Origin of the sequence: Morganella sp. GD04133 (assembly GCF_029835375.1) — a bacterium.
GTDB lineage: Bacteria > Pseudomonadota > Gammaproteobacteria > Enterobacterales > Enterobacteriaceae > Morganella > Morganella morganii_B.
Window position 1 is genome coordinate 26277 of the sequence record NZ_JAODZS010000014.1, and the last position, 21555, is coordinate 47831.

Below are 21555 nucleotides of genomic sequence, written 5' to 3' on the forward strand. Positions count from 1 at the left end.
ACCATGACTTATCGTTACCGTATCGCCCTGATTTTTTTGCTGGGCTTTTTTATTGATTGCATCAATATCTTTATGTCGGCCATCACATTGCCTGCTATTGCGAAGGTCATGCAGGTGTCATCCCTGTCGGTGACCTGGGTGGCAAACAGCTATATTCTCGGGCTGACACTGATTATTCCGCTCAGTCCCCGGCTGGCGGCCCGTTTCGGGATCCGCGAATTGATGACGGCTTCCATGCTGCTGTTTGCCGCAGCGGCTGTGCTGGCAGGCAGTGCAGGATCCTTTGCTTCGCTGATTTTCTGGCGTTTTTTACAGGGCGTGGCAGGCGGATTACTGATCCCCGCCGGGCAGTCACTGACTTTTCAGTATTTTCAGGGGCGTGAGCGAAGCAAAATATCCACCATTATTATGATGATCGCGCTGATTGCGCCTGCACTTTCCCCGATGGCCGGGGGGATCATTGTTGATCTGGCCGGCTGGCGGCCTGTCTTTTATGTCAATGCGCCGGTGGCACTCTTTACAGCATTGCTGGCCTGGTGCTGGATCCGTGAACCGAAAACCGCTGCCGGAGAAGCACCGGATCTCAAAGGGCTGCTGCTGGTCAGCCTGACGCTGGCATCCCTGCTGATTGCCCTCTCTTTATACGGGGAATATCACAATATCACCGGCGCACTGGCGCTCGGCGGGCTGATGCTGTGCAGTGCCGGGCTTTATTACCGCCATTACCGGCAGACCCCGCAGGCGATTATTGATTTATCGCTGCTGAAAAATACCCGGCTGTGGCTGTCGGTGGCGGTGTATTACGCAGTACCGGGGGTGTTTACCGGGGCGAACATCCTCGCTATCTTTTATCTGACCACGGTTCCCGGTCTGAGTACCGCCGTCACCGGTGCATTTATGCTGCTGTATGCGGCGGGGGCGATGGTGGCGATGCTGATCAGCGGCGCAGTGTATAACCGGACCGGTGCCGGGCGTCTGTTTATTATCAGTCTGCTGCTGCACAGCGGCGGTATCGCGCTGTTTGCCCTGACAGACAGCCACACGCCGTTGTATTTCATCGGTCTGATTTACCTGCTGACCGGCACCGGCGGCGGTATCGCTGCCAACTGCGCACAAACTACTGCATTGTATGATTTTCACGGCGCACAGCTGAACAAAGCCAGTGTGATCTGGAATATTAACCGTCAGGTGGTGTTCAGTATTGGTGCCGCCGTCATGATGACGCTGTATCAGACCCTGAATACGGTTGCCCCGGGACAGGCATTTGCGCTGACATTTCTGGGGGGCGCACTGGCCGGGCTTATCCCGCTGATTTTCCTGATCCGCCCGCAGTTTCGTACTTCATTAAAACCCGCAGAGGAGATTATCCGTGAGTAATACGATGTTGTTTCAGCAGGCGTGTGATGAAATTCATCATGTTCATAACCTGATTTTTAAAACCTTTACGGTTTCGGGAGCAGAAGGGCAGGCAGCACTGTCTGAATTGCTGACCCACTTCACATCTGAGTTTTCCATGACCGGTATCAGCGGGGCTGTTATTGACCTTGCGGCGGTGACGGAGATGTTCACCCGTATACAGGGTAAGAGGCAGGGAGCACCGATTGAAACGTCGGAATATCACTGTGTCAGCCTGACAGAAAACACCTTGTCAGTACGTTATCTGGAGACACAGCATTTTGCCGGAAGCACCACCGTACGGCGCTCGCTGGTTATTCTACGCCGGGAGGATACCGGAAAGTGGCGGTGGCATTATTTACATGAAACGCCGCTGTCTGCATAAAACAACACCGGCGGGTTGACGGCCGGTTTTTCAGCCGGTAAACAGGGGTCATAAATCCTGTTTTCACAAAATAAAAACAAGGTGATTTAATTTATGAAATTACAATAAGTTAGATTATCCTGTAAATAAATCGGTAGCAGAAAAATCCGGATAATTCCGGATTTTTGCGTGTTCGTGAGGAAAAATGTCTTTTAATAAGTGTTTAATGATAGCTTTCTGAGCAAAAAATAATGCCGCTAAGGCATTGTAATACGTAACAAAATATTTTTTCATCTCAACCCTTCCGGGGGCTTGCGTGTTGGATAAAGGCGAGTATGATTAGCGCGCGGACAAACGGGCTTTTCTTATCTTTACGAACTAAGCATTTTCAATACGTTTGCTCTTCACGTATAGTTTGCAAGGCATGTTGTCTGATAAAAGTAAGTTGCGGGATATTCAATGTTCAGTTGGCCGATACGGGTTTATTACGAAGATACCGATGCTGGTGGTGTGGTATACCACGGGCAGTATCTGGCATTTCTTGAGCGTGCCAGAACCGAAATGTTACGGGAACGGGGCTTTCACCAGCAGCGTCTGCTGGAAGAGCAGCTCGGCTTTGTGGTCCGCAAATTAACTATCGATTACCACCATCCGGCAAGGTTAGACGATCTGTTAGAGGTACGCAGTGAGATCACCGATATCCGTCGTGCGTCTCTGACATTTACGCAGACACTTATGCATAAAAACGGAACTCTTTTATGTCGCGCAGAGGTACTGGTCGCCTGCGTGAATATTTCTTTAATGAAGCCGGTAGCGCTTCCTGAGTCTATTGTCGCGGAGTTTAAGCAGTGACTGACATGAATATCTGGGATTTATTCCTGAAAGCAAGTTACCTCGTGCAATTTATCATGCTGGTATTGCTGGGCTTTTCTGTTGCCTCGTGGGCCATTATTATTCAGCGCACCAAAGTCCTGAATGCGGCCACCCGTGAAGCAGAAGCGTTTGAAGACAAATTCTGGTCAGGAATCGAACTGTCCCGTCTGTATAAAGAAAGCCAGGCCCGCCGTGATGAACTGAGCGGGACTGAGCAGATCTTCTACTCCGGTTTTAAAGAATTTGCCCGCCTGCATCAGGCGAATGTGCACTCTCCGCAGGCGGTGGAAACCGGTGCAGCGCGTGCAATGCGCATCTCCATGAACCGTGAGATGGAAAATCTGGAAAACCACATCCCGTTCCTTGGTACTGTCGGTTCTATCAGCCCGTATATCGGCCTGTTCGGGACAGTCTGGGGGATCATGCACGCCTTTATCGCCCTCGGTGCGGTAAAACAGGCAACATTACAGATGGTGGCGCCGGGTATCGCGGAAGCCCTGATTGCAACCGCAATCGGTCTGTTTGCCGCAATTCCTGCGGTTATGGCATACAACCGTCTTAATCAGCGCGTGAATAAATTAGAACAGAACTACGACAACTTCAGCGAAGAATTTCTGGCGATTTTACACCGTCAGGCCTTTGCTACTGCTGATAAGAAATAAGGCAGGAGATTATCATGGCACGTCATCGCGGACGCCGGCGGGAGCTGAAATCCGAAATTAACATTGTTCCTTTACTGGACGTGTTACTCGTGTTGCTGCTGATCTTCATGGCAACAGCGCCGATCATCAGTCAGAGTGTGGAAGTGGATCTGCCGGATGCCTCCGATTCTCAGGCCGTTTCCACTAATGATAATCCGCCGGTGATCCTGGAAGTCTCCGGTGTCGGCCGCTACACCCTGGTGGTGAAGCAGGATCGTCTGGAACTGTTACCGGAAGAGCAGATCATTGCAGCGGCAAAACAGTATCTGGCTGAAGATCCGAAGACTGTCTTCCTGGTCGGCGGCGCTAAAGATGTGCCTTACGAAGAGATTATTAACGGCCTGAATATTCTGAAACAGGCCGGAGTGAAATCTGTGGGCCTGATGACGAAGCCGATGTAAGGTTTGTTATGCAGATGTTTTCACTCAGAAGGTTAGGGAATTAAGCGTGGGAAAGCTGAAAGAGCGTAAAGATAAATTAAATCGTTCTGTCATCACCTCTGTGGTGTTGCATCTTTTGCTGATTGCGCTTGTGATCTGGGGATCATTTGTCACCAAATCAGGACTGACCGGCGGCGGTGAAGGCGGTCAGGTGATCGACGCCATTATGGTTGATCCGAACGCGATGGTGGAAAACTTCAACCAGCAGCAACAGCAGCAGGCCAACGCAAAACAGGCTCAGGCGCAGCGCGAGAAAAAAGCGAAGCAGCAGGAAGAAGAATTACGTCAGAAAGAACTGCGTGAGCAGGAGCGCTTAAAAGCGATTGAAGAAGAGCGCCTGAAGACCGAACAAAAAGTGGAAGATCAGAAAAAACAGGCTGAAGAGCAGCAAAAACAAGCTCAGGAAGCCGTGAAGAAAGCCAAAGAAGAGCAGAAGCTGGCGGAAGAAGCCGCAGCCAAAGCGCAGGCTGAAAAAGAAAACGTAATTAAAGAACAGGCACTGGCGAAGAAACAGGCTGACGAGAAAGCCGCCGCACAGAAAGCGGCTGAAGAAGAAAAAGCCAAAGCCGAAAAAGCGGCTCAGGAAAAAGCCGCCAAGGCTGAAGCCGCTAAAGCAGAAGCAGCCAAAGCAGAAGCCGCCAAAGCTGAAAAAGCAGCCAAAGACAAAGCGGCTAAAGAAAAAGCCGCCAAAGCTGCCGCGAAAAAACAGGCCAGCGAAGTGGATGACCTCCTCGGCGGACTGGCATCCAACGCCCCGGGCACAGAAAGCGGCGGTGCATCCGCAGCCGGTCAGGGCGGTGGCAAGAAGAGCGGAACAAACTCGGATGGTGATATGAACGGTTATATCGCACAGGTCCGGTTAGCGATCCAGGCGAAGTTCTACAATGCGGATCTGTACCGCGGTAAGACCTGTACGCTGGAAATTAATATCACAGATAAGGGAACACTTATCAGTGTGAATGCGGTTGGTGGTGATGACGGTTTATGTCAGGCTGCACTCGCGGCGGCGAAGCAGGCCCGTATTCCTGCTCCGCCGAGCAAATCGGTCTGGCAGCAGTTTAAGAATACTAAACTGGACTTTAAGCCGGAATAAGCTGTAATACAGTGTGACTAACCAAATATATCCGGTTGTTAGTTTTTATTGCGGTATCTGGTTTTGGTTAGGAACGTTTGTTAAAATATGAGTTTGATGCGGGCATTGGCACAACGAGGGAGAGAGAATGAAGCAGGCAGTGAAATACATGCTCGGTTTTCTGATGCTGTGGGCGGCAGTTGCTCAGGCTGAAGTTCGTATCGAGATTACTCAGGGTGTTGATTCAGCACGTCCTATCGGCATCGTACCTTTCCAGGTCGCCGGCGGTGGCGCTGTTCCGGAAGACATCGGCGCGATCATTGCCGCGGATCTGCGTAACAGCGGGAAATTTAACCCGATCGACCCTAATCGTATGCCGCAGTTACCGGGTACCGCATCTGAAGTGGTTCCTGAGTCCTGGACGGCGTTAGGCATTGATGCTGTTGTTGTCGGCCAGGTTCAGCCGGGCGCTGACGGCAACTATCTGGTGAGCTATCAGCTGGTGGACACCTCCGGTGCTCCGGGCAGCGTACTTGCACAGAACCAGTTTAAAGTCACCAAACAGTGGCTGCGTTATGCGGCACATACTGCCAGTGATGAAGTATTTGAGAAATTAACCGGTATTCGTGGTGCATTCCGTACCCGGATCGCGTATGTGGTGGTTAAAAACAGCGGTGACTATCGTCACGAGCTGCGCGTGTCTGATTATGACGGCTACAACCAGTTCACCGTTCACCGTTCACCGGAGCCGCTGATGTCACCGGCATGGTCACCGGATGGCGAGAAACTGGCGTATGTTACCTTTGAGAGCGGAAGTTCAGCCCTGGTTATTCAGAATCTGTCCAGCGGACAGGTGCGCCAGGTTGCCTCATTCCCGCGTCACAACGGTGCCCCGGCATTTTCACCGGACGGAACCAAACTGGCATTTGCGTTATCAAAAACCGGTAGTCTGAATCTGTATGTGATGGATCTCGGCTCAGGCCAGATGCGTCAGGTAACAGATGGTCGCAGTAATAACACCGAACCTTCATGGTTCCCGGACAGCCAGACGTTAGCGTTCACGTCTGATCAGGCTGGTCGTCCGCAGATCTATAAGGTTGGGATTAATGGCGGTGCGCCTGAGCGCCTGACGTGGGATGGGACTCAGAACCAGAATGGTGACGTCAGTGCTGACGGCAGTTTCCTGGTAATGGTCAGTTCAGGCGGCGGGAAACAGCATATCGCCAAACAAGATCTAGTAGCGAACAATTTCCAGATTTTAACGGATACGTTCCTAGATGAAACGCCAAGTATCGCACCTAACGGCACTATGGTTATTTATAGCTCCTCGCAAGGTATGGGAACTATATTGCAGCTGGTTTCGACCGATGGGCGTTTCAAAGCGCGTCTTCCGGCGACTGACGGACAGGTAAAATTCCCTGCCTGGTCGCCGTATCTGTGATGCATTAAAAATATGTATGGCAAATTATAAAAGGATCAAAGAGATGCAACTTAACAAAGTGCTTAAAGGGCTGATGTTAGCTTTACCTGTTCTGGCTGTTGCTGCATGTAGTTCTAACAAAAACGACCAGACTGATGCGGGCACTGTCGATAATGGCGCAAACGCTGGTATGTCTGCGGAAGAACTGGCACGCCAGCAGCTGCAGGAACTTCAGAACAACAATATCGTATACTTCGGTTTCGACAAATACGATATCTCTCCTGAATTCCAGCAAATGCTGGATGCACACGCTGCATTCCTGCGTAACAACCCGTCTTACAAAGTGACTGTAGAAGGTCATGCTGACGAACGTGGTACTCCGGAGTACAACATCGCACTGGGCGAGCGTCGTGCTAACGCAGCGAAAATGTACCTGCAGGGTAAAGGCGTTAACGGCGAACAAATCTCTATCGTTTCTTACGGTAAAGAGAAGCCGGCAGTTCTGGGTCACACCGAAGCTGACTACGCTAAAAACCGTCGTGCAGTCATCGTATACTAAGAGATATACATGAAAAGTAACTTCAGACGCCTGATGGTGAGTCTGTCGTTATTGATAGGTGTAGCGGCCCCCTGGGCCGCTATTGCTCAGGCACCCATCATCAATATCGGCTCAGGCTCCACTGATGACCGCCTCACGCAGCTCGAGCGTATTTCTAACGCTCATGGTCAGCTATTAACCCAACTTCAGCAACAAGTCATGGACAACCAGCGCGATATCGATATGCTGCGCGGGCAAATCCAGGAAAGTCAGTACCAGCTGAATCAGTTGACAGAACGCCAACGCGAACTTTTCTCACAGGTGGATTCCCTCACCGGTGGCGGCAGTGCATCAACAGATAATACATCCGCGGCATCCGGTAATACGGGTTCTGCGGATACTGCCGCAACCTCCGCTCCTGCTGCTGCAAGTAAGGGCAATGAGAAAGATGACTATAACGCCGCGGTAAACATGGCGATGAACACCAAAGATTACGATGGTGCAATCAGCGCATTTCAGCGTTTTATCCAAAGCTATCCGAAATCCGGTTATCTTCCTAATGCCAATTACTGGTTAGGTCAGATGAACTACAACAAAGGCAAAAAAGATGATGCTGCGGCGTATTTTGCTTCTGTGGTAAAAAACTGGCCGAAATCCCAGAAAGCAGGGGAGTCCTTCTATAAAGTCGGGCTGATCATGCAGGAGAAAGGGGATAAAGCGAAAGCGAAAGCGATTTATCAGCAGGTTGTCGCACAATACCCGGGCTCTGCCGGTGCGAAGCTGGCTGAGAAAAAACTGGCTGGTTTATAACCGCCGGTTTGTTTTTTTGCTCAGAGTATAGCCCCGACCGGAGAGTTTTTTGCTCAACCGGGGCTAAGTGAGTGAATTATAAGCGTTTGAATAAGTTAATTTGAAAAAATCGTTGCACCGGCCGGATAAATCAGTATTATATCGTGCCGTTGGCAAGAGAGTACGGGTCGTTAGCTCAGTTGGTAGAGCAGTTGACTTTTAATCAATTGGTCACAGGTTCGAATCCTGTACGACCCACCATTCTCTTTTGCCCGAAATCTGAAACGGGTCGTTAGCTCAGTTGGTAGAGCAGTTGACTTTTAATCAATTGGTCACAGGTTCGAATCCTGTACGACCCACCATTTCAGACTTCCCTCAGCAGTATTACGATGGGTCGTTAGCTCAGTTGGTAGAGCAGTTGACTTTTAATCAATTGGTCACAGGTTCGAATCCTGTACGACCCACCATCGTCACTATTTTCCCTCTGATTTTTTGTTTTCACCGGTATCACACCGGCGATCACTTGTTTGTTATTATTCATTCTCCGGCGCGAGTAAATCATCGGCATTCAGCCGGTCAGTGACCAGTGCAATAATTTTATCTGCCAGCGTGATATCGATATCAAATTTCTGTGCTTCAATCACGCGGAGTGCCACATCGCGGTAGAGTGTCAGCATCGCCATATGCGCCCGTGCGGCACGGACACGATCACGGTTGTCCAGTGTTGCCATAAAACGCCCGTACAGGCCCGGAGGCAACCAGGTGCTCAGATGACGACCCACATACCAGACATCCTGTGTACCGTCACTGCGCAGCAGCACATGCCACTCCAGCAGGGTGATCAGCCACTGTTTCATAGCGGTATCTTTCAGCCGGGCAGTCCAGAGTTCATTGCGCAGATAATAAACCGGTGCCTGTGAGGCTTCCAGCCAGAAATTCTGCCAGTTTGACAGGAAGGTCTGCTGATCCGGCGGAGTGAGCACGGCAGCCGGATCAGCATACTCAGGCAACCCGGCAGTGAGACTGGTTTTATCCAGCAGAACGGCATAACCGCGCTGATAGATGCTGTCCAGTCCGTGTGCAGCCATATGTGTGATACGTTCGCGCCCGGCCAGCACAAAATCAACTTTACGGCCTTTTTCATACAGAACCTGACAAGACGGCCAGCAGAGGCTGTCGTCATCACGTGAAGCCTCTTTGCGGATAATCAGCGGCACACCAAACCGGCTCAGCCAGCGGCTGTCCTGAAATAAATCATCATGACTGCTGCCGATCAGTTCGGCATTAATATCCGAAAAACGGTCTGCCTGGTTCTGGCGTGCCACAGAGCCGGTGATAATAACCGCATCGATACGGGGATCTAATAGGGCAAAAGAAATTATAGTGTTTATAATTTGCTCAATTGATTCCATCTTACATCTCATTCATATAATTAATCGCTGGGTTGATAGTACGTCATAATCAAAAATAGCGGGAGAGTTCAGGTTAAAAAAACGTTATGATGTTTAGCATATTAAACAAATGCTGTTACCATGGGATGATTTTACCGGAAACAGCAGGGCAGGATACAGTTAACTAAACCTGGTCTCAGTGGCTGACCACCGACGACAGGAAACAGACTTAGTACAGGTGACGGAATGGAATTTTTTGATATTCATAATATTCTCGTGGTGATCCCCTATTGGGAAGAAGGGTCTTATTCGCTGTCCTGGATTGAAGCGGTGGGGGCAACCGCCGGGTTGCTGTGTATCTGGCTGGCAAGTCTGGAAAAAACAATCAATTATCTGTTTGGCCTGATTAACGTCACGCTGTTTGCGGTGATTTTCTTTCAGATCCAGCTCTATGCCAATCTGCTGCTGCAGATTTTCTTTTTCGCTGCCAATATTTATGGCTGGTATGCCTGGAGCAGACAAAATGAGAAAGCAGAAGCGGAGCTGAAAATCCACTGGATGCCGCTGCGGCAGACGGCTGTGATTGCGGCGGTTTCTCTGGCGGCGATTTTGCTGCTGGCGCGTTTTATCGACCCGGTCTTTACGTGGCTGGCACAGAGTATGGTCAGTATACTGAATGTCGCAGGGGCTGATCTGGCGATGCCGGTATTGCTGCCGGATGCCTTCCCGTTCTGGGATGCGGCTATAACTGTGTTGTCCGTGGTGGCGATGATCCTGATGACCCGTAAGCTGGTGGAAAACTGGCTGCTGTGGGTGGTTATCAATATCATCAGTATTGTGATTTATGCCCTTCAGGGGGTATACGCATTGTCACTGGAATATATCATTCTGCTGGGTGTGGCACTCAACGGCTCGCGCATGTGGATAAAAGCAGCGAAACAGCCGTAAAACTATTTTCCGCACAATAATCCGGTGATTATAATGAGGGTCTGATAACAATCAGATTCTCATTAATCAGCAACAAAAGGAAATTCCTGTGGCCGGTGGCAGCTTACTCGCACTACTCGATGATATCGCAACCGTATTGGATGATGTCTCTGTGATGACCAAAATGGCCGCCAAAAAGACATCCGGTGTCCTGGGGGATGACCTGGCGCTGAATGCTCAGCAGGTGGCCGGTGTCCGCGCTGAGCGGGAGATCCCGGTGGTCTGGGCGGTGGCGAAGGGCTCTTTTCTCAATAAACTGATTCTGGTGCCGCTCGCACTGCTGATCAACGCCTTTGCCCCCTGGGCGGTCACACCGCTCCTGATGGTCGGCGGGGCATTTCTCTGTTTTGAGGGAGCGGAAAAACTGGCGCATAAGTTTCTGCATAAAGCCGGTGATGAGCCCGGAGAAACGGCACCGGCAGACGATATTCAGACACCGGAAGCGTTGGCGGCATTCGAAAAACGCAAAGTCAAAGGCGCTATCCGCACCGATTTTGTATTATCGGCGGAGATTATTGCCATCACCCTCGGTATTGTTGCCACCTCTCCTTTTATTAATCAGCTCGTGGTGTTATCAGTAATTGCGGTCATTATGACTATCGGGGTATACGGTCTGGTGGCAGGAATTGTCAAACTCGATGATCTGGGATTTTACCTGCAGAAGAAATCAGCAGCGTTGCTGAAAAAACTGGGAGACGGGCTGATCCACGCGACGCCGTATTTAATGAAAACCTTGTCAGTCGTCGGGACTGCGGCCATGTTTATGGTCGGCGGCGGTATTCTGACTCACGGTATTCCGTTTATTTATAACCTGATTGAAAATCTGGCTCAGCAGGGCGCACAGCTTCCGGCATTCGGCAGCGTGATGCACTTTATCACTCCGCCGGTTGCCAATTTATTGTTCGGGCTCGTCTCCGGTCTGGTGATTGTTGCGCTGATTACCGCTGTTAAGCGTATTAAAACGGGATTAGCGGCATAAATACCCTTCTCACGGGCAGCGGCTGATGAAGCCGCTGTTTTCCTTCTGATTCATAATAATTTGTTCTGTTGATCTGAATATTTTCGGGGTGAAAAATTAATTTCAATTCCGGCGGCAGCTAATTGTTTACAGCGTGTTGACAAGCAGTTAGATTAAAATAACGACAATAATGAAACAGGACACCGGAAGAGACGGGTTATGAATTATCAGAACGATGATGTAAAAATAAAAGAAATTCGGGAATTATTACCGCCAGTGGCGTTATTAGAGTCATTTCCCGCGACTGAGACTGCCGCAGACACCGTTCGCCGCACCCGTCATGCAATCCACGAAATCCTGGAAGGCCGGGATGATCGCCTGCTGGTCGTTATCGGGCCATGCTCAATTCACGACCCGAAAGCCGCAGTTGAATATGCGGATCGCCTGCTGACATTGCGCAATGAACTGAAAGGTGAGCTGGAAATCGTTATGCGCGTTTATTTTGAAAAACCGCGTACCACGGTCGGCTGGAAAGGGCTGATCAACGATCCGCACCTCGACCACTCTTTTGCCATCAATGATGGTCTGCGTATTGCCCGCAAACTGCTGCTGGATATCAATGACAAAGGCTTACCGGCAGCCGGTGAATTCCTGGATATGATCACTCCGCAGTATCTGGCGGATCTGATGAGCTGGGGGGCTATCGGCGCCCGCACCACGGAATCCCAGGTGCACCGTGAGCTGGCCTCCGGGTTGTCCTGCCCGGTCGGGTTTAAAAACGGCACAGACGGCACCATCAAAGTCGCCATTGATGCCATTAACGCCGCCGGGTCGCCGCACTGTTTTCTGTCCGTGACCAAGTGGGGACATTCAGCCATCGTGAACACCACCGGTAACGGTGACTGCCACATTATTCTGCGCGGCGGTAAAAAACCAAACTACAGCGCGGAAGATGTCAGTGCGGTAAAAGAAGGGCTGGCACAGGCCGGGCTGGCACCGCGTATTATGATCGATTTCAGCCACGCTAACAGCAGCAAACAGTATAAGCGTCAGATGGATGTGAGCACCGATGTGGCACAGCAGGTCGCTGGTGGTGAGAAAGCCATTATGGGCGTGATGGTGGAAAGCCACCTTGAGGAAGGGAATCAGAACCTGGAAGGTGATGCACCGCTCGTGTACGGCAAAAGCGTGACAGATGCCTGCATCGGCTGGGAAGATACTGAAACTCTGCTGCGTCAGCTCTCCGGTGCGGTAAAAGCCCGCCGCGGCTGATAATGCCGGAAACTTTGACCACACAAAATAAAAACCCTGACAGTGTCAGGGTTTTTTTCACCAAAGAAAGCGGATTACTTTGCTTTACCCTGGTTAGCAACAGCAGCGGCTTTGGCAGCAATCGCATCCTGGTCGCCCAGGTAATAGCGGCGCAGCGGCTTCATGTTTTCATCAAACTCATACACCAGCGGCACAGCGGTCGGGATGTTCAGCTCGAGGATCTCATCTTCGCTCATGTTATCCAGGTATTTCACCAGCGCACGCAGGGAGTTACCGTGTGCAGCGATGATCACTTTCTCACCGGACGCGACGCGTGGTTTGATAACATCAGTCCAGTAAGGCACAACGCGGTCGATAGTGATCGCCAGGCTTTCAGTGGCAGGCAGTTCGCTTTCTGCCAGTTTCGCATAACGCGGATCGTGGCCCGGGAAGCGCTCATCACTTTTTTCCAGTGCCGGCGGGGTGATAGCAAAACCGCGACGCCACAGTTTGACCTGCTCGTCACCGTATTTTGCCGCGGTTTCCGCTTTATCCAGACCCTGGAGTGCGCCGTAATGACGTTCGTTCAGTTTCCAGCTTTTCTCCACCGGCAGCCACTGCTGGTTTACCTGATCCAGGATATTCCACAGTGTGTGAATAGCGCGTTTCAGTACCGAGGTATAGGCGAAATCAAAAGAGAAGCCTTCTTTTTTGAGTAACTGACCAGCCTCTTGTGCTTCAGCACGGCCTTTTTCAGATAACTCAACATCAGTCCAGCCGGTAAAGCGGTTCTCTTTGTTCCACTCACTTTCACCGTGACGTACAAGCACCAGTTTAGTTACTGCCATAGCGTAAACTCCTGTTGTGTTTCAGATAGGGGGTTTCAGAATTGAAACAGACCCGGCACATTGCCCATTATATTGGTCACCGGCGCCTTTCGGCAAACTTTCCGCGCAGGTATTTCCGCCGGGGTCTGTGCGGAAGCGATCAATTCCGTCCTGTTTACCGGATAGTGTATACCAAAACTGAATCGATTCCGCTATAAATGTTTACGCAAAGTGTGATACACAGGAAAAAACGGTTTTTTTACGCCACCTTAAACGGCCAGGTAAAAAACAGCAAATGGCAGAGGTTCAGCGCGAAGTGAAATCCTGTCGCCACCCATAACCGTCCGCTCCACATCCAGGCCAGCCCGTAGATAACCCCTGCCAGACCGGCAAAGACAACCAGCAGCGGCCCACCGGCAATATGTGCCAGGCCGAAGACTGCGGCAGCAATAAACAACGCGGCATACGGCGGCAGATACCGGGAAAGCATCTGCTGAATAGCCCCCCGGAACAGCGCTTCCTCCGCAAGGGAGACAAAAAACAGATTCGCCAGCATAAACGCCGGCAGCCAGCGCGGCAGATGCGGTTCAAACCCAAGACCACCAAGAGCGGTTGCCAGTAACAACAGCGCAGGTACGGAAAAAGCCAGTAACAGCCAGTGCAGACGAGTGGCACGGCGCAGCGGCGCTGTGACAAACAGTTGCGGAATAATGATGATCAGCACAAACGGAAGCAGTGCTTTATCGGCATTAAACCAGAATGAATAGGGCGGACTGTGCGGCCCGGCGGCCTCAGGCGGCATCCAGCGCAGGTTGTGGAATCCCGGCAGCAGATGAAAAGCCAGACCCAGCACGACGGTGATCACCAGCAGTGTCAGCAGCACGCGCTGCCATGAGCGCGGTGCAGTATAAGGCCGTGCAACAGCCAGCAGGACAGCAAACCACAATGTGATCAGCGCATGCCAGTCCATCACACCACTGAACAGGGCACTGAGGGTGGCAGCCAGAAGTGCTGTCAGTGACAGCGTCCGGTGAAATTGTAATAACAGCAGAGATAATGCAAGTAAAAGCCAGGTCATGGAATTGTGTCAGAAAATCAGAAAAGGAGTACGCAGGGTAAAAGAGAAATCAGTGATGTGCCAGCAAAAAAGCGGACTGATAATAATTCTTAATCGGATTATTCTTAATAACAGGCTGAATATATTCAGAAAATAACGGCTGTTTCCGGTGCAGTAAAAAAGTAAAACAGCCGTTTAATAAAAAAATCACAACGTATTGATTTCGTAACGATAACTGCCGTTATCAGGAATAAATGCCAGCCGCCGGTTGATACAGGCGGGGGTATCTTCGCTGTGATGGCTGACAAACAGCAGCTGGGTATCACCACGGCTTATCATAATATCAATAAAACGCAGCACCAGCAGACGGTTGAGTGTATCCAGCCCCTGTAACGGCTCATCGAGGATCAGCAGAGCCGGATGTTTCACCAGCGCTCTGGCAATCAGTATCAGCCGCTGCTGCCCCCACGACAGGCTGTGGAACGGGGCGTCACGGTACGCCTTCAGACCGAGCAGCGCCAGCCACTCATCCGCCAGTTTTATCTGCCGGTCTGACGGTTTCTGATAGAGCCCGACAGAATCGAAATAACCGGAAATCAGCGTGTTACGCACACTTATATTGACACGGTAACTGAGGTGGATGCTGTTACTGACATACCCGATATGGCGTTTGATATCCCACACCGTTTCGCCGCTGCCACGGCGGCGGCCGAACAGCGTCAGATCGTTGCTGTAGCCCTGCGGGTGATCACCGGTGATCAGGCTGAGCAGTGTGGACTTGCCCGCGCCGTTTTCGCCGGTGATTTGCCAGTGCTCACCGGGCAGCACCTGCCAGGTCAGATTATTGAGGATGGGCTTGTCATTATAGCTGACGCAGCCGTGATTGAGGATCACCCGCGGAATGTCCGGCGCAGGGCGCTCTGCGGACGGGTCATCCCGCTCCGGCAGCGTCAGATGCTCTGTCTGCTCACTGCGGGCAAGTTGCGCCTGTAACAGTGCAGATAAGGTATCCGCCGGTGCCAGCACACAGTCTGTCAGCAGCCCGGCGCGGGTGATAAAGTCCGGAATATCACTGAAACGGTTGAGGATCAGAATAACCGTCAGTCCGTCTGCCGCAAGTTCTGCCAGCATGTCACTGAGCATACGGCGGGAATCGGTATCCAGGCCGTCATAAGGTTCATCCAGCACCAGCAAATCCGGCTCTGCCATCAGTGCCTGACACAGCAGCGCTTTGCGGGTTTCACCGGTGGAAAGATATTTAAAACGGCGTGACAGGCGATCAGAAATCCCGAACTGTGCCGCCAGCTGCAGGCAGCGTTCATTATCACGGTGTTCTGCCTGAATAATGTCGGCAGTGGTACGCCCGTTGTCGGTGTCATCCCCGTCCATCAGATCGGTATTATTGCGGTTCCATTCTTCATCAATCAGCGCCTGCAATTTTTCAAACGCGACCAGAACGGGACGGCGGAAAGTGGTATTTATCTCCCCGGAAAGCAGCGGAAGTTCCTGTATCAGCGCCCGGGCAAGGGTGGATTTCCCGCTGCCGTTGGTGCCGATAAAAGCATGATGCTGGCCGCTTTCCAGCTGTAATGACGGAACAGAAAGTGTTTTATCCGCGCCTGACCGGAAAATCCCTTGTGTGATGTGCAGATGTGCCATAGTAAACAGCCTTATTATTAGTTTAATTATTCCCCAGAAATAAGCGGAACCGCCGGGGATGTCAAGATAGGGTCACGGTGTTACATTTCGTATCATGAAAAGAAGATCTGCTTCACAGAAACGCCATTATTCAGTCTGCTGTTTTTGTTATACTTTTTGTTACAGCTATGACGGCATCATGGAAATCATACGGAAGGGATATACTGATGAAAAAAAAGGTTATCGCAATCCCCGCGCTTTTGGTTATTGCTGCGGGAATGATATACGGATCTTTCGGGGATGAAGAGACCTTACCGGAACCATCACAGAAAACACTGGATTATATAACAAAAGAATTTAACGGCCTGACTCCCGAAGAAGCAGCAGAAAAAGTACAGATGCAAAAATATAACTTTGACTTCTATCTCGGGATAAGAGGAAAAGAGGATCTCTATCGTCAGAGGAAGACAGTTTTATCTGAAGATGAAGAATATAAAAATGCATTTTCTGTTCTTACACCGGAAGAATATAAAAACAAATTTAATGAAGCCGTTAATCAAATTGCCTTTATTCAGCATATTAAATATGGCCATTCTGTTCTTCATTTCATCATTCCGGTGATGCCGGCAGACAATCAGCTCGCGATAAGCGTTAAAAAAATTACTTACATGGATGGCAGTGAAGAAATAAAGGACAGAGAGACAGACGATACGTTCAGATTAAATACACGGAAAACGGTTAAAAATATCGATATTACTATCACATACAGGTATATCAGCGATCTCAGTAGTTATCATCTCACACCGGATAAGCCCGACATTTTACAAAGTGACTATAGATTAACGCTGGCAGAAAAGGATAAAAACTATCTGAAATACACACTGGAAGGTGAACTGAATATTATCGGTGAAGACGTTACTGACAAAAAGGGCAAAATATTATCATCGTCAGACTGTGCCAGAGGCAGTATCGGTTACGTTGATAAACTGGAACGTTATATTAATGGATCAGCTAAAGTTGCTGATAAATACGGGAAAAATAAAGAGCAACTCATAAAAAGAATTGCCGGTTATTATGAACGCTTTGAACAGGAAACCGACGAACCGGCAACGTACCTTGTCGAATGTACCTACCACGGTACGCCGGAATCCGTTACCGTTTATACTGCAAATAAGCAGGAGCGTGAAGAAAAAAGAATAACGCTGTTCCCGCTTTATACCAGTTTGTATCCAGTGATTGAAGATGAGAAGACACAGACGTTTTATATCTTCGATCAAAACGGTAATGAGATTATTAATCATGGAAAGAAAGCGATAGACAGTGCAGGATTAGGTTATTTTTATACCCGCCATACAGAAAATAAAAAAAATGAGGATGATGGCGAAGAGTATGAATCATTATATTATCATATCTATAAACTGGATACGGTGAATAAGAAACTGAATTATATAACAAAAGCAAGCAGAGTATACAGTTTATCAGATGATGCTGTTGTTATCTCTGAGAATAACGGCATTCAGATATTTAATACGCATTATCCGGAACCGGTAATCATCCCCGGTAACAATCTGTATGCGGATGTTTTTAACAAAAATGACGGACACTTTGAGTTTTTCTATTATGACGATAGCCGGGGGATGCATATCCTGAATGATAAAGGTGAATATATTCTGCCTGTATCCGATTACCGGCTGGAGGATGGCGGGGATAATACCGTTAAAGTCAGAAATAGCATCCTGACAGATAATACAAAAATAAAGGATAATGAGGTCTATTTTATTCACACTGACGGAACAGTGCGTCTGACGTTAACAGGTTATGACAACGCCGGTAAAATTACTGACGGTATGGTACAGGTAAAAAAGGACAATTTATACGGGTTTGCTGACGTAAAAGGAAATGAAATGGTCGCTCCGGATTATCAGGAAGCCCGTGATTTTGATAACGGTTATGCGCTGGTGAGAAAAAATGATCACTGGGGTGTGATTAATAAACAGGGCGGTGTGGTTATTCCGTTTAAATACAGCCGTCATAATGCCATGTCATCCATGAACGGACTGATATCTTACCGTATTGATGATAAGCATTACACCATGCAGGAATTACTGGACGCAAACGGTGTGAAAACAGACAAAATAACAGCAGCAGAACATTAACCGGAAGAGGGGGTCAGAGTGAGAACAGGATTACAATATTCAGTGCTGGCATTACTGGTCAGCGGAACGGTCAATGCCGCAACAGTGGATCTGCGGGTGATGGAAACCTCGGATATTCACAGTAATTTAATTGATTTTGATTATTTCAAAGACAAACCGACAGAGCAGTTTGGTTTGGTCCGTACCGCCGGTTTAATCAAAGCGGCAAAAGATGAAGCCACCAATGCGGTATTAGTGGATAACGGAGACTTAATTCAGGGCAGTCCGCTGGCGGATTATATGGTCAGCAAAGGGTTAAATGACGGTGAAGCTCATCCGGCACATAAGCTGATGAATACCATGGGCTATACCGTCGGAAATTTCGGTAACCATGAATTTAACTTTGGCCTGGATTATCTGAAAAAAGCCATTGCCGGTGCGGATTTTCCGTACGTGAATGCCAATATTATTGATGAAAAAACCGGTAAGAATCTGTTTACGCCTTATATTATTGTCGATACTCCGGTGAAAGATCGTGACGGCAAAGCGCATGTGATTAAAATCGGTTATATCGGTTTTGTACCACCGCAGATCCTTATCTGGGATAAAGCCAATCTGGAAGGAAAAGTCCGCGTCAATGATATTACGGAAACCGCGAAAAAGTTTGTGCCGCAAATGAAAGCAGAAGGTGCGGATTTAATTGTCGCTATTCCGCACTCCGGTTTTTCTCAGGAGCCGTATAAAGCCATGGCAGAGAACTCGGTTTATTATCTCAGTGAAGTACCGGGTATTAATGCCATTATGTTCGGTCATTCGCACTGCGTATTTCCGGGCAACGATTTTGCGGATATCAAAGGCGTTAATATTGAGCAGGGAACCGTTAACGGTATTCCGGCTGTGATGCCCGGACAGTGGGGAGATCATCTCGGCGTGGTGGATCTGGTGCTGAATAATGATGAGGGTACATGGAAAGTGGCGGACGCCAAAGCACAGGCACGTCCGATTTATGACAAGGTGAATAAAAAGCCGCTGGTGGCGCGGGATGACAAACTGGCTTCTGTGATTGATGAACAGCACAATGCGACCCGGACCTTTGTCGGCAAGCTGATTGGCAAATCACCGGATAATATGTACAGCTACCTCGCGCTGTTGCAGAGCGACCCGACTGTTCAGATTGTGAATAATGCACAGACGGATTATACCCGCCGCTTTATTCAGGGTGATCCGGATCTGGCGGATTTACCGGTCTTGTCAGCCGCCGCGCCGTTTAAAGGAGGCGGACGGAAAAATGCCCCGGCGGATTTTGTCGAGGTGGAAAAAGGGGATATGACATTCCGCAACGCGGCGGATCTCTATCTCTACCCGAATACGCTGGTGGTGGTGAAAGCGACCGGGGCGGAAGTGACCGAATGGCTGGAATGTTCCGCCGGGATGTTCAATCAGATTAACCCGCAGTCAGAGGCACCGCAAAGCCTGGTCAACTGGGATGGTTTCAGAACCTATAATTTCGATACCATTTCCGGGATCAATTATCAGATAGACCTGACCCAACCGGCAAAATATGATGTGGACTGTCAGACGGTCAATCCGCAGGCCAACCGCATCAAAAATGTGACTTATCAGGGTAAACCGATTGATCCGAAAGCCGTTTTCCTGGTGGCTACCAATAATTACCGCGCTTACGGCGGAAAATTTGCCGGTACCGGTGACAAACATATCGCGTTTGCGTCACCGGATGAAAACCGCAGTGTGCTGGCAGGTTATATTGCAGCGGAAACCAAAGCAAAAGGTGCGGTATCGGCACTGGCTGAGCAAAACTGGACGTTTGTGCCGGTGAAAACGGATAAGAAATTAGATATCCGCTTTGAAACCTCACCGGGTGATAAAGCCACGCAGTTTATTAAAGAGAACGCGCATTACCCGATGACCCGGGTGGGTACGGATGATGTGGGATTTGCGGTTTATCAGGTTGATTTAACAGCGAAGTAAGCAATTACTCACGAAAGCCGCCGTCAGCGGCGGCTTTTATCATCATTTTTATCAGCACAATGTGGCAATAATCACCTGGTCGGCGTTAAACAGCGCGGTGACATCATCACCTTCTTTCAGCTGCTGCCTGTCAGCATCCTGATTATCCACGGTAGCGCATAACTGTGCGCCGCCGGTCAGTGTCACCATCACTTCACTGTTTTCCGTACCTCTGGCAACGGAACAGATATGCCCGCTCAGGTGATTATCATAACCGGTGCTGTTTCCGGCGGATTTACTGATTTTCACCCACGGCGCTTTAATCAGAGTGAGTACTTCTTTACCGACAGATAACCCCAGCCGGTTGGCGCTTTGCTCCGTCAGGGCAACGGCAAGTTCGGTTTTTTTATCCGCCAGCAGGACATTCACATGCTGCTGCACATGGGTATGGTCGCGCGACATAATCGTGCCGAAGAACTGGTTGCGGGCGCTGGTTTGCAGGGAGAAGCGGGAGATGGCCGCCAGCAGGCTGTCGAGCGGCAGTGAATCCTCTTTGAGGACATCAAAGGCTTTCTGCTGGATTTGTGCCAGCAGATCATAAAGCTGAAGTAAGCGCTCACCATAGCGCGTGAGTGTCGCACCGCCGCCGCCTTTGCCGCCGGTGGCCCGGTCAACAATCGTTTCCTCGGCAAGCTGGTTCATCTCATTGATGGCATCCCAGGCACTTTTGTAACTGATACCGGCCAGCTTTGCCCCCTGACTGATGGAGCCGGTGGCTCTGACCTGCTTGAGTAAGGAAATCCGCCGTGGATCGGCAAATAAATGACCTTCTGATTTTAGTGTTAATAAAATATCCAACGGAAAATACCCCGTATAGTAATCAGACAGAATCACCGGTGCAGTTTCTCCGCCCGGTGCGGCTTGGCTTTCCGGTTAGTGTAGCAAACTGCGTTTTTTTTTCATCCGGGAATATGGTGATTAAATTTTACTGAATAATTTGTGAGAGGGATAAAAACAGGTATGGTATAGCGATGATTTATTAAACAGGGAATTATATCATGGGGAATACCTTATTCAGTCTTTACCGGACTGTCAGAGATGATCCGGACAACGGTTCTGAAACGGAGGATTTTACCCGTACACTGGCAGTACAGTCATTCTGGGTTGAATCGCAGGGACAAGCCGGCAGCGGCAAAGTGGGGCTGGCATTTTGTCAGGGAGAGGATGATAAAGAGCCTGTGCTGCTTGCTTACATGCGTGATGACGGCAGTAATGAGCCACCACCGGAAGTGGCGGAACACATGAACGCCGCTGAACGTGATTATGCGGAATTGCCGGGCGCTTTTTTGCTGACGATGGTCGCGCAACTAAATTACACGTTGTGCATCGTTGCGGAGGATGACGAAACAATACTGCTGGACAGTGATGCCCTGAAAACGCTGCTGACGTATCTTCAGATACTTTACAACGAAGATAGTGAAGACACTGATGAAGAGACCGTAACTCCGGTTGCGGATTCTGCGGGTATCAGAACAGAAAGCGGTAACAGTATTGTCGAAACACCCGGCAGTGCCGGAAAGGTGGTCGGTTTTCTCATCCTGGCGGCAGTGATTGTGGCTGTTGTTTATTTTATGCAGACCTGACCGCACGAATCGCTATGCTTTCGGCTGCGTGATTTATATAGAATGGCGGGTAATATGACGTTATGATAGTCACGCTGAATATCCTTTTCGCCTGATATAAAGAGATTA

21 protein-coding genes and 3 tRNA genes are annotated in these 21555 nt (G+C 49.7%); 18 read left to right on the forward strand and 6 right to left on the reverse strand.

What is annotated here, in order from left to right; translation table 11 throughout:
- The first annotated feature begins 3 nt into the window (after positions 1-3).
- Together N7387_RS08450 and N7387_RS08455 are read left to right on the forward strand one after the other, a co-directional pair.
- Positions 4-1377, forward strand: a complete 1374-nt coding sequence (locus N7387_RS08450) for an MFS transporter (RefSeq protein WP_279798181.1) — start codon at positions 4-6, stop codon at positions 1375-1377.
- Positions 1370-1780, forward strand: coding sequence for a hypothetical protein (locus N7387_RS08455; RefSeq protein WP_279798182.1), 411 nt, complete (start codon positions 1370-1372; stop codon positions 1778-1780). Before N7387_RS08450 ends, N7387_RS08455 begins: the two co-directional genes overlap by 8 nt.
- 114 nt (positions 1781-1894) lie before the next feature.
- Here N7387_RS08455 and N7387_RS08460 read toward each other — a convergent pair whose 3' ends face one another.
- A complete protein-coding gene (locus N7387_RS08460; RefSeq protein WP_262861084.1) occupies positions 1895-2053 on the reverse strand; it encodes a hypothetical protein in 159 nt (52 codons plus the stop codon).
- 165 nt (positions 2054-2218) lie between these two features.
- Between N7387_RS08460 and ybgC the strand changes: the two genes are divergently transcribed.
- From ybgC to N7387_RS08510, 10 genes are all read left to right on the forward strand, one after another.
- Positions 2219-2611, forward strand: a complete 393-nt coding sequence (ybgC, locus tag N7387_RS08465) for a tol-pal system-associated acyl-CoA thioesterase (RefSeq protein ID WP_045138323.1) — start codon at positions 2219-2221, stop codon at positions 2609-2611.
- The gene (gene tolQ, locus N7387_RS08470; protein WP_004241620.1) at positions 2608-3294 is read left to right on the forward strand and encodes a Tol-Pal system protein TolQ; all 687 of its coding nucleotides are present in this window, start codon (positions 2608-2610) and stop codon (positions 3292-3294) included. Before ybgC ends, tolQ begins: the two co-directional genes overlap by 4 nt.
- Before the next feature lie 14 nt (positions 3295-3308).
- The gene (tolR, locus tag N7387_RS08475) at positions 3309-3734 is read left to right on the forward strand and encodes a colicin uptake protein TolR (RefSeq protein WP_025153445.1); all 426 of its coding nucleotides are present in this window, start codon (positions 3309-3311) and stop codon (positions 3732-3734) included.
- A gap of 46 nt (positions 3735-3780) precedes the next feature.
- Positions 3781-4866 carry a cell envelope integrity protein TolA gene (tolA, locus tag N7387_RS08480; protein WP_262861085.1) on the forward strand — a complete coding sequence of 362 codons (1086 nt, stop codon included), beginning with the start codon at positions 3781-3783 and terminating at the stop codon, positions 4864-4866.
- A 127-nt stretch (positions 4867-4993) separates the two neighbouring features.
- Positions 4994-6286 carry a Tol-Pal system beta propeller repeat protein TolB gene (tolB, locus tag N7387_RS08485; protein ID WP_025153443.1) on the forward strand — a complete coding sequence of 431 codons (1293 nt, stop codon included), beginning with the start codon at positions 4994-4996 and terminating at the stop codon, positions 6284-6286.
- A gap of 43 nt (positions 6287-6329) precedes the next feature.
- Complete coding sequence (gene pal, locus N7387_RS08490; protein ID WP_025153442.1) at positions 6330-6824, forward strand: peptidoglycan-associated lipoprotein Pal; 495 nt, start codon at positions 6330-6332, stop codon at positions 6822-6824.
- Positions 6825-6833: 9 nt separating this feature from the next.
- Positions 6834-7613, forward strand: a complete 780-nt coding sequence (cpoB, locus tag N7387_RS08495) for a cell division protein CpoB (RefSeq protein WP_025153441.1) — start codon at positions 6834-6836, stop codon at positions 7611-7613.
- 164 nt (positions 7614-7777) lie between these two features.
- Positions 7778-7853, forward strand: a tRNA-Lys gene (locus tag N7387_RS08500).
- Positions 7854-7878: 25 nt separating this feature from the next.
- Positions 7879-7954, forward strand: a tRNA-Lys gene (locus N7387_RS08505).
- 29 nt (positions 7955-7983) lie between these two features.
- Positions 7984-8059: transfer RNA gene (locus N7387_RS08510), tRNA-Lys, on the forward strand.
- A 66-nt stretch (positions 8060-8125) separates the two neighbouring features.
- Here the strand turns inward: N7387_RS08510 and N7387_RS08515 are convergent.
- Positions 8126-9004 carry an aminoglycoside 6-adenylyltransferase gene (locus N7387_RS08515; protein WP_279798183.1) on the reverse strand — a complete coding sequence of 293 codons (879 nt, stop codon included), beginning with the start codon at positions 9002-9004 and terminating at the stop codon, positions 8126-8128.
- A 225-nt stretch (positions 9005-9229) separates the two neighbouring features.
- On the opposite strand from N7387_RS08515, the gene pnuC reads away from it, so the two are divergent.
- The 3 genes from pnuC to aroG all read left to right on the forward strand — a co-directional run bounded on the left by pnuC (position 9230) and on the right by aroG (position 12200).
- Positions 9230-9931 carry a nicotinamide riboside transporter PnuC gene (pnuC, locus tag N7387_RS08520; protein ID WP_279798184.1) on the forward strand — a complete coding sequence of 234 codons (702 nt, stop codon included), beginning with the start codon at positions 9230-9232 and terminating at the stop codon, positions 9929-9931.
- A gap of 88 nt (positions 9932-10019) precedes the next feature.
- The gene (locus tag N7387_RS08525; RefSeq protein ID WP_279798185.1) at positions 10020-10949 is read left to right on the forward strand and encodes a DUF808 domain-containing protein; all 930 of its coding nucleotides are present in this window, start codon (positions 10020-10022) and stop codon (positions 10947-10949) included.
- A 198-nt stretch (positions 10950-11147) separates the two neighbouring features.
- The gene (aroG, locus tag N7387_RS08530; protein WP_262861689.1) at positions 11148-12200 is read left to right on the forward strand and encodes a 3-deoxy-7-phosphoheptulonate synthase AroG; all 1053 of its coding nucleotides are present in this window, start codon (positions 11148-11150) and stop codon (positions 12198-12200) included.
- Between the two features lie 74 nt (positions 12201-12274).
- On the opposite strand, the gene gpmA is transcribed toward aroG, so the two are convergent.
- The 3 genes from gpmA to modF all read right to left on the reverse strand — a co-directional run bounded on the left by gpmA (position 12275) and on the right by modF (position 15722).
- Entirely contained in the window at positions 12275-13027 is a 753-nt protein-coding gene (gpmA, locus tag N7387_RS08535; RefSeq protein WP_004235668.1) for a 2,3-diphosphoglycerate-dependent phosphoglycerate mutase, read from the reverse strand.
- A 238-nt stretch (positions 13028-13265) separates the two neighbouring features.
- The gene (locus N7387_RS08540; protein ID WP_279798186.1) at positions 13266-14084 is read right to left on the reverse strand and encodes a CPBP family intramembrane metalloprotease; all 819 of its coding nucleotides are present in this window, start codon (positions 14082-14084) and stop codon (positions 13266-13268) included.
- 186 nt (positions 14085-14270) lie between these two features.
- A complete protein-coding gene (gene modF, locus N7387_RS08545; protein WP_279798187.1) occupies positions 14271-15722 on the reverse strand; it encodes a molybdate ABC transporter ATP-binding protein ModF in 1452 nt (483 codons plus the stop codon).
- Positions 15723-15928: 206 nt separating this feature from the next.
- Here modF and N7387_RS08550 point away from each other — a divergent pair, with 206 nt between their 5' ends.
- Both N7387_RS08550 and N7387_RS08555 read left to right on the forward strand, forming a co-directional pair.
- Positions 15929-17857, forward strand: coding sequence for a WG repeat-containing protein (locus N7387_RS08550; protein ID WP_279798188.1), 1929 nt, complete (start codon positions 15929-15931; stop codon positions 17855-17857).
- Positions 17858-17875: 18 nt separating this feature from the next.
- Positions 17876-19825: a bifunctional 2',3'-cyclic-nucleotide 2'-phosphodiesterase/3'-nucleotidase gene (locus N7387_RS08555; protein ID WP_279798189.1), complete on the forward strand. Its 1950-nt coding sequence runs from the start codon at positions 17876-17878 to the stop codon at positions 19823-19825.
- 51 nt (positions 19826-19876) lie between these two features.
- On the opposite strand, the gene modE is transcribed toward N7387_RS08555, so the two are convergent.
- Positions 19877-20662 (reverse strand): molybdenum-dependent transcriptional regulator, encoded by a 786-nt coding sequence (gene modE / locus N7387_RS08560; protein ID WP_279798190.1) that lies wholly within the window; start codon positions 20660-20662, stop codon positions 19877-19879.
- Between the two features lie 200 nt (positions 20663-20862).
- On the opposite strand from modE, the gene N7387_RS08565 reads away from it, so the two are divergent.
- Entirely contained in the window at positions 20863-21447 is a 585-nt protein-coding gene (locus N7387_RS08565; protein WP_279798191.1) for a hypothetical protein, read from the forward strand.
- The last annotated feature ends 108 nt before the right edge of the window (positions 21448-21555 follow it).

Coding starts and splice junctions, on each gene's coding strand:
- N7387_RS08450 (WP_279798181.1), top strand. CDS start 4: ATGACTTATCGTTACCGTATCGCCCTGATTTTTTTGCTGGGCTTTTTT.
- N7387_RS08460 (WP_262861084.1), bottom strand. CDS start 2,053: ATGAAAAAATATTTTGTTACGTATTACAATGCCTTAGCGGCATTATTT.
- ybgC (WP_045138323.1), top strand. CDS start 2,219: ATGTTCAGTTGGCCGATACGGGTTTATTACGAAGATACCGATGCTGGT.
- tolR (WP_025153445.1), top strand. CDS start 3,309: ATGGCACGTCATCGCGGACGCCGGCGGGAGCTGAAATCCGAAATTAAC.
- tolB (WP_025153443.1), top strand. CDS start 4,994: ATGAAGCAGGCAGTGAAATACATGCTCGGTTTTCTGATGCTGTGGGCG.
- pal (WP_025153442.1), top strand. CDS start 6,330: ATGCAACTTAACAAAGTGCTTAAAGGGCTGATGTTAGCTTTACCTGTT.
- cpoB (WP_025153441.1), top strand. CDS start 6,834: ATGAAAAGTAACTTCAGACGCCTGATGGTGAGTCTGTCGTTATTGATA.
- N7387_RS08515 (WP_279798183.1), bottom strand. CDS start 9,004: ATGGAATCAATTGAGCAAATTATAAACACTATAATTTCTTTTGCCCTA.
- pnuC (WP_279798184.1), top strand. CDS start 9,230: ATGGAATTTTTTGATATTCATAATATTCTCGTGGTGATCCCCTATTGG.
- aroG (WP_262861689.1), top strand. CDS start 11,148: ATGAATTATCAGAACGATGATGTAAAAATAAAAGAAATTCGGGAATTA.
- gpmA (WP_004235668.1), bottom strand. CDS start 13,027: ATGGCAGTAACTAAACTGGTGCTTGTACGTCACGGTGAAAGTGAGTGG.
- N7387_RS08540 (WP_279798186.1), bottom strand. CDS start 14,084: ATGACCTGGCTTTTACTTGCATTATCTCTGCTGTTATTACAATTTCAC.
- modF (WP_279798187.1), bottom strand. CDS start 15,722: ATGGCACATCTGCACATCACACAAGGGATTTTCCGGTCAGGCGCGGAT.
- N7387_RS08550 (WP_279798188.1), top strand. CDS start 15,929: ATGAAAAAAAAGGTTATCGCAATCCCCGCGCTTTTGGTTATTGCTGCG.
- N7387_RS08565 (WP_279798191.1), top strand. CDS start 20,863: ATGGGGAATACCTTATTCAGTCTTTACCGGACTGTCAGAGATGATCCG.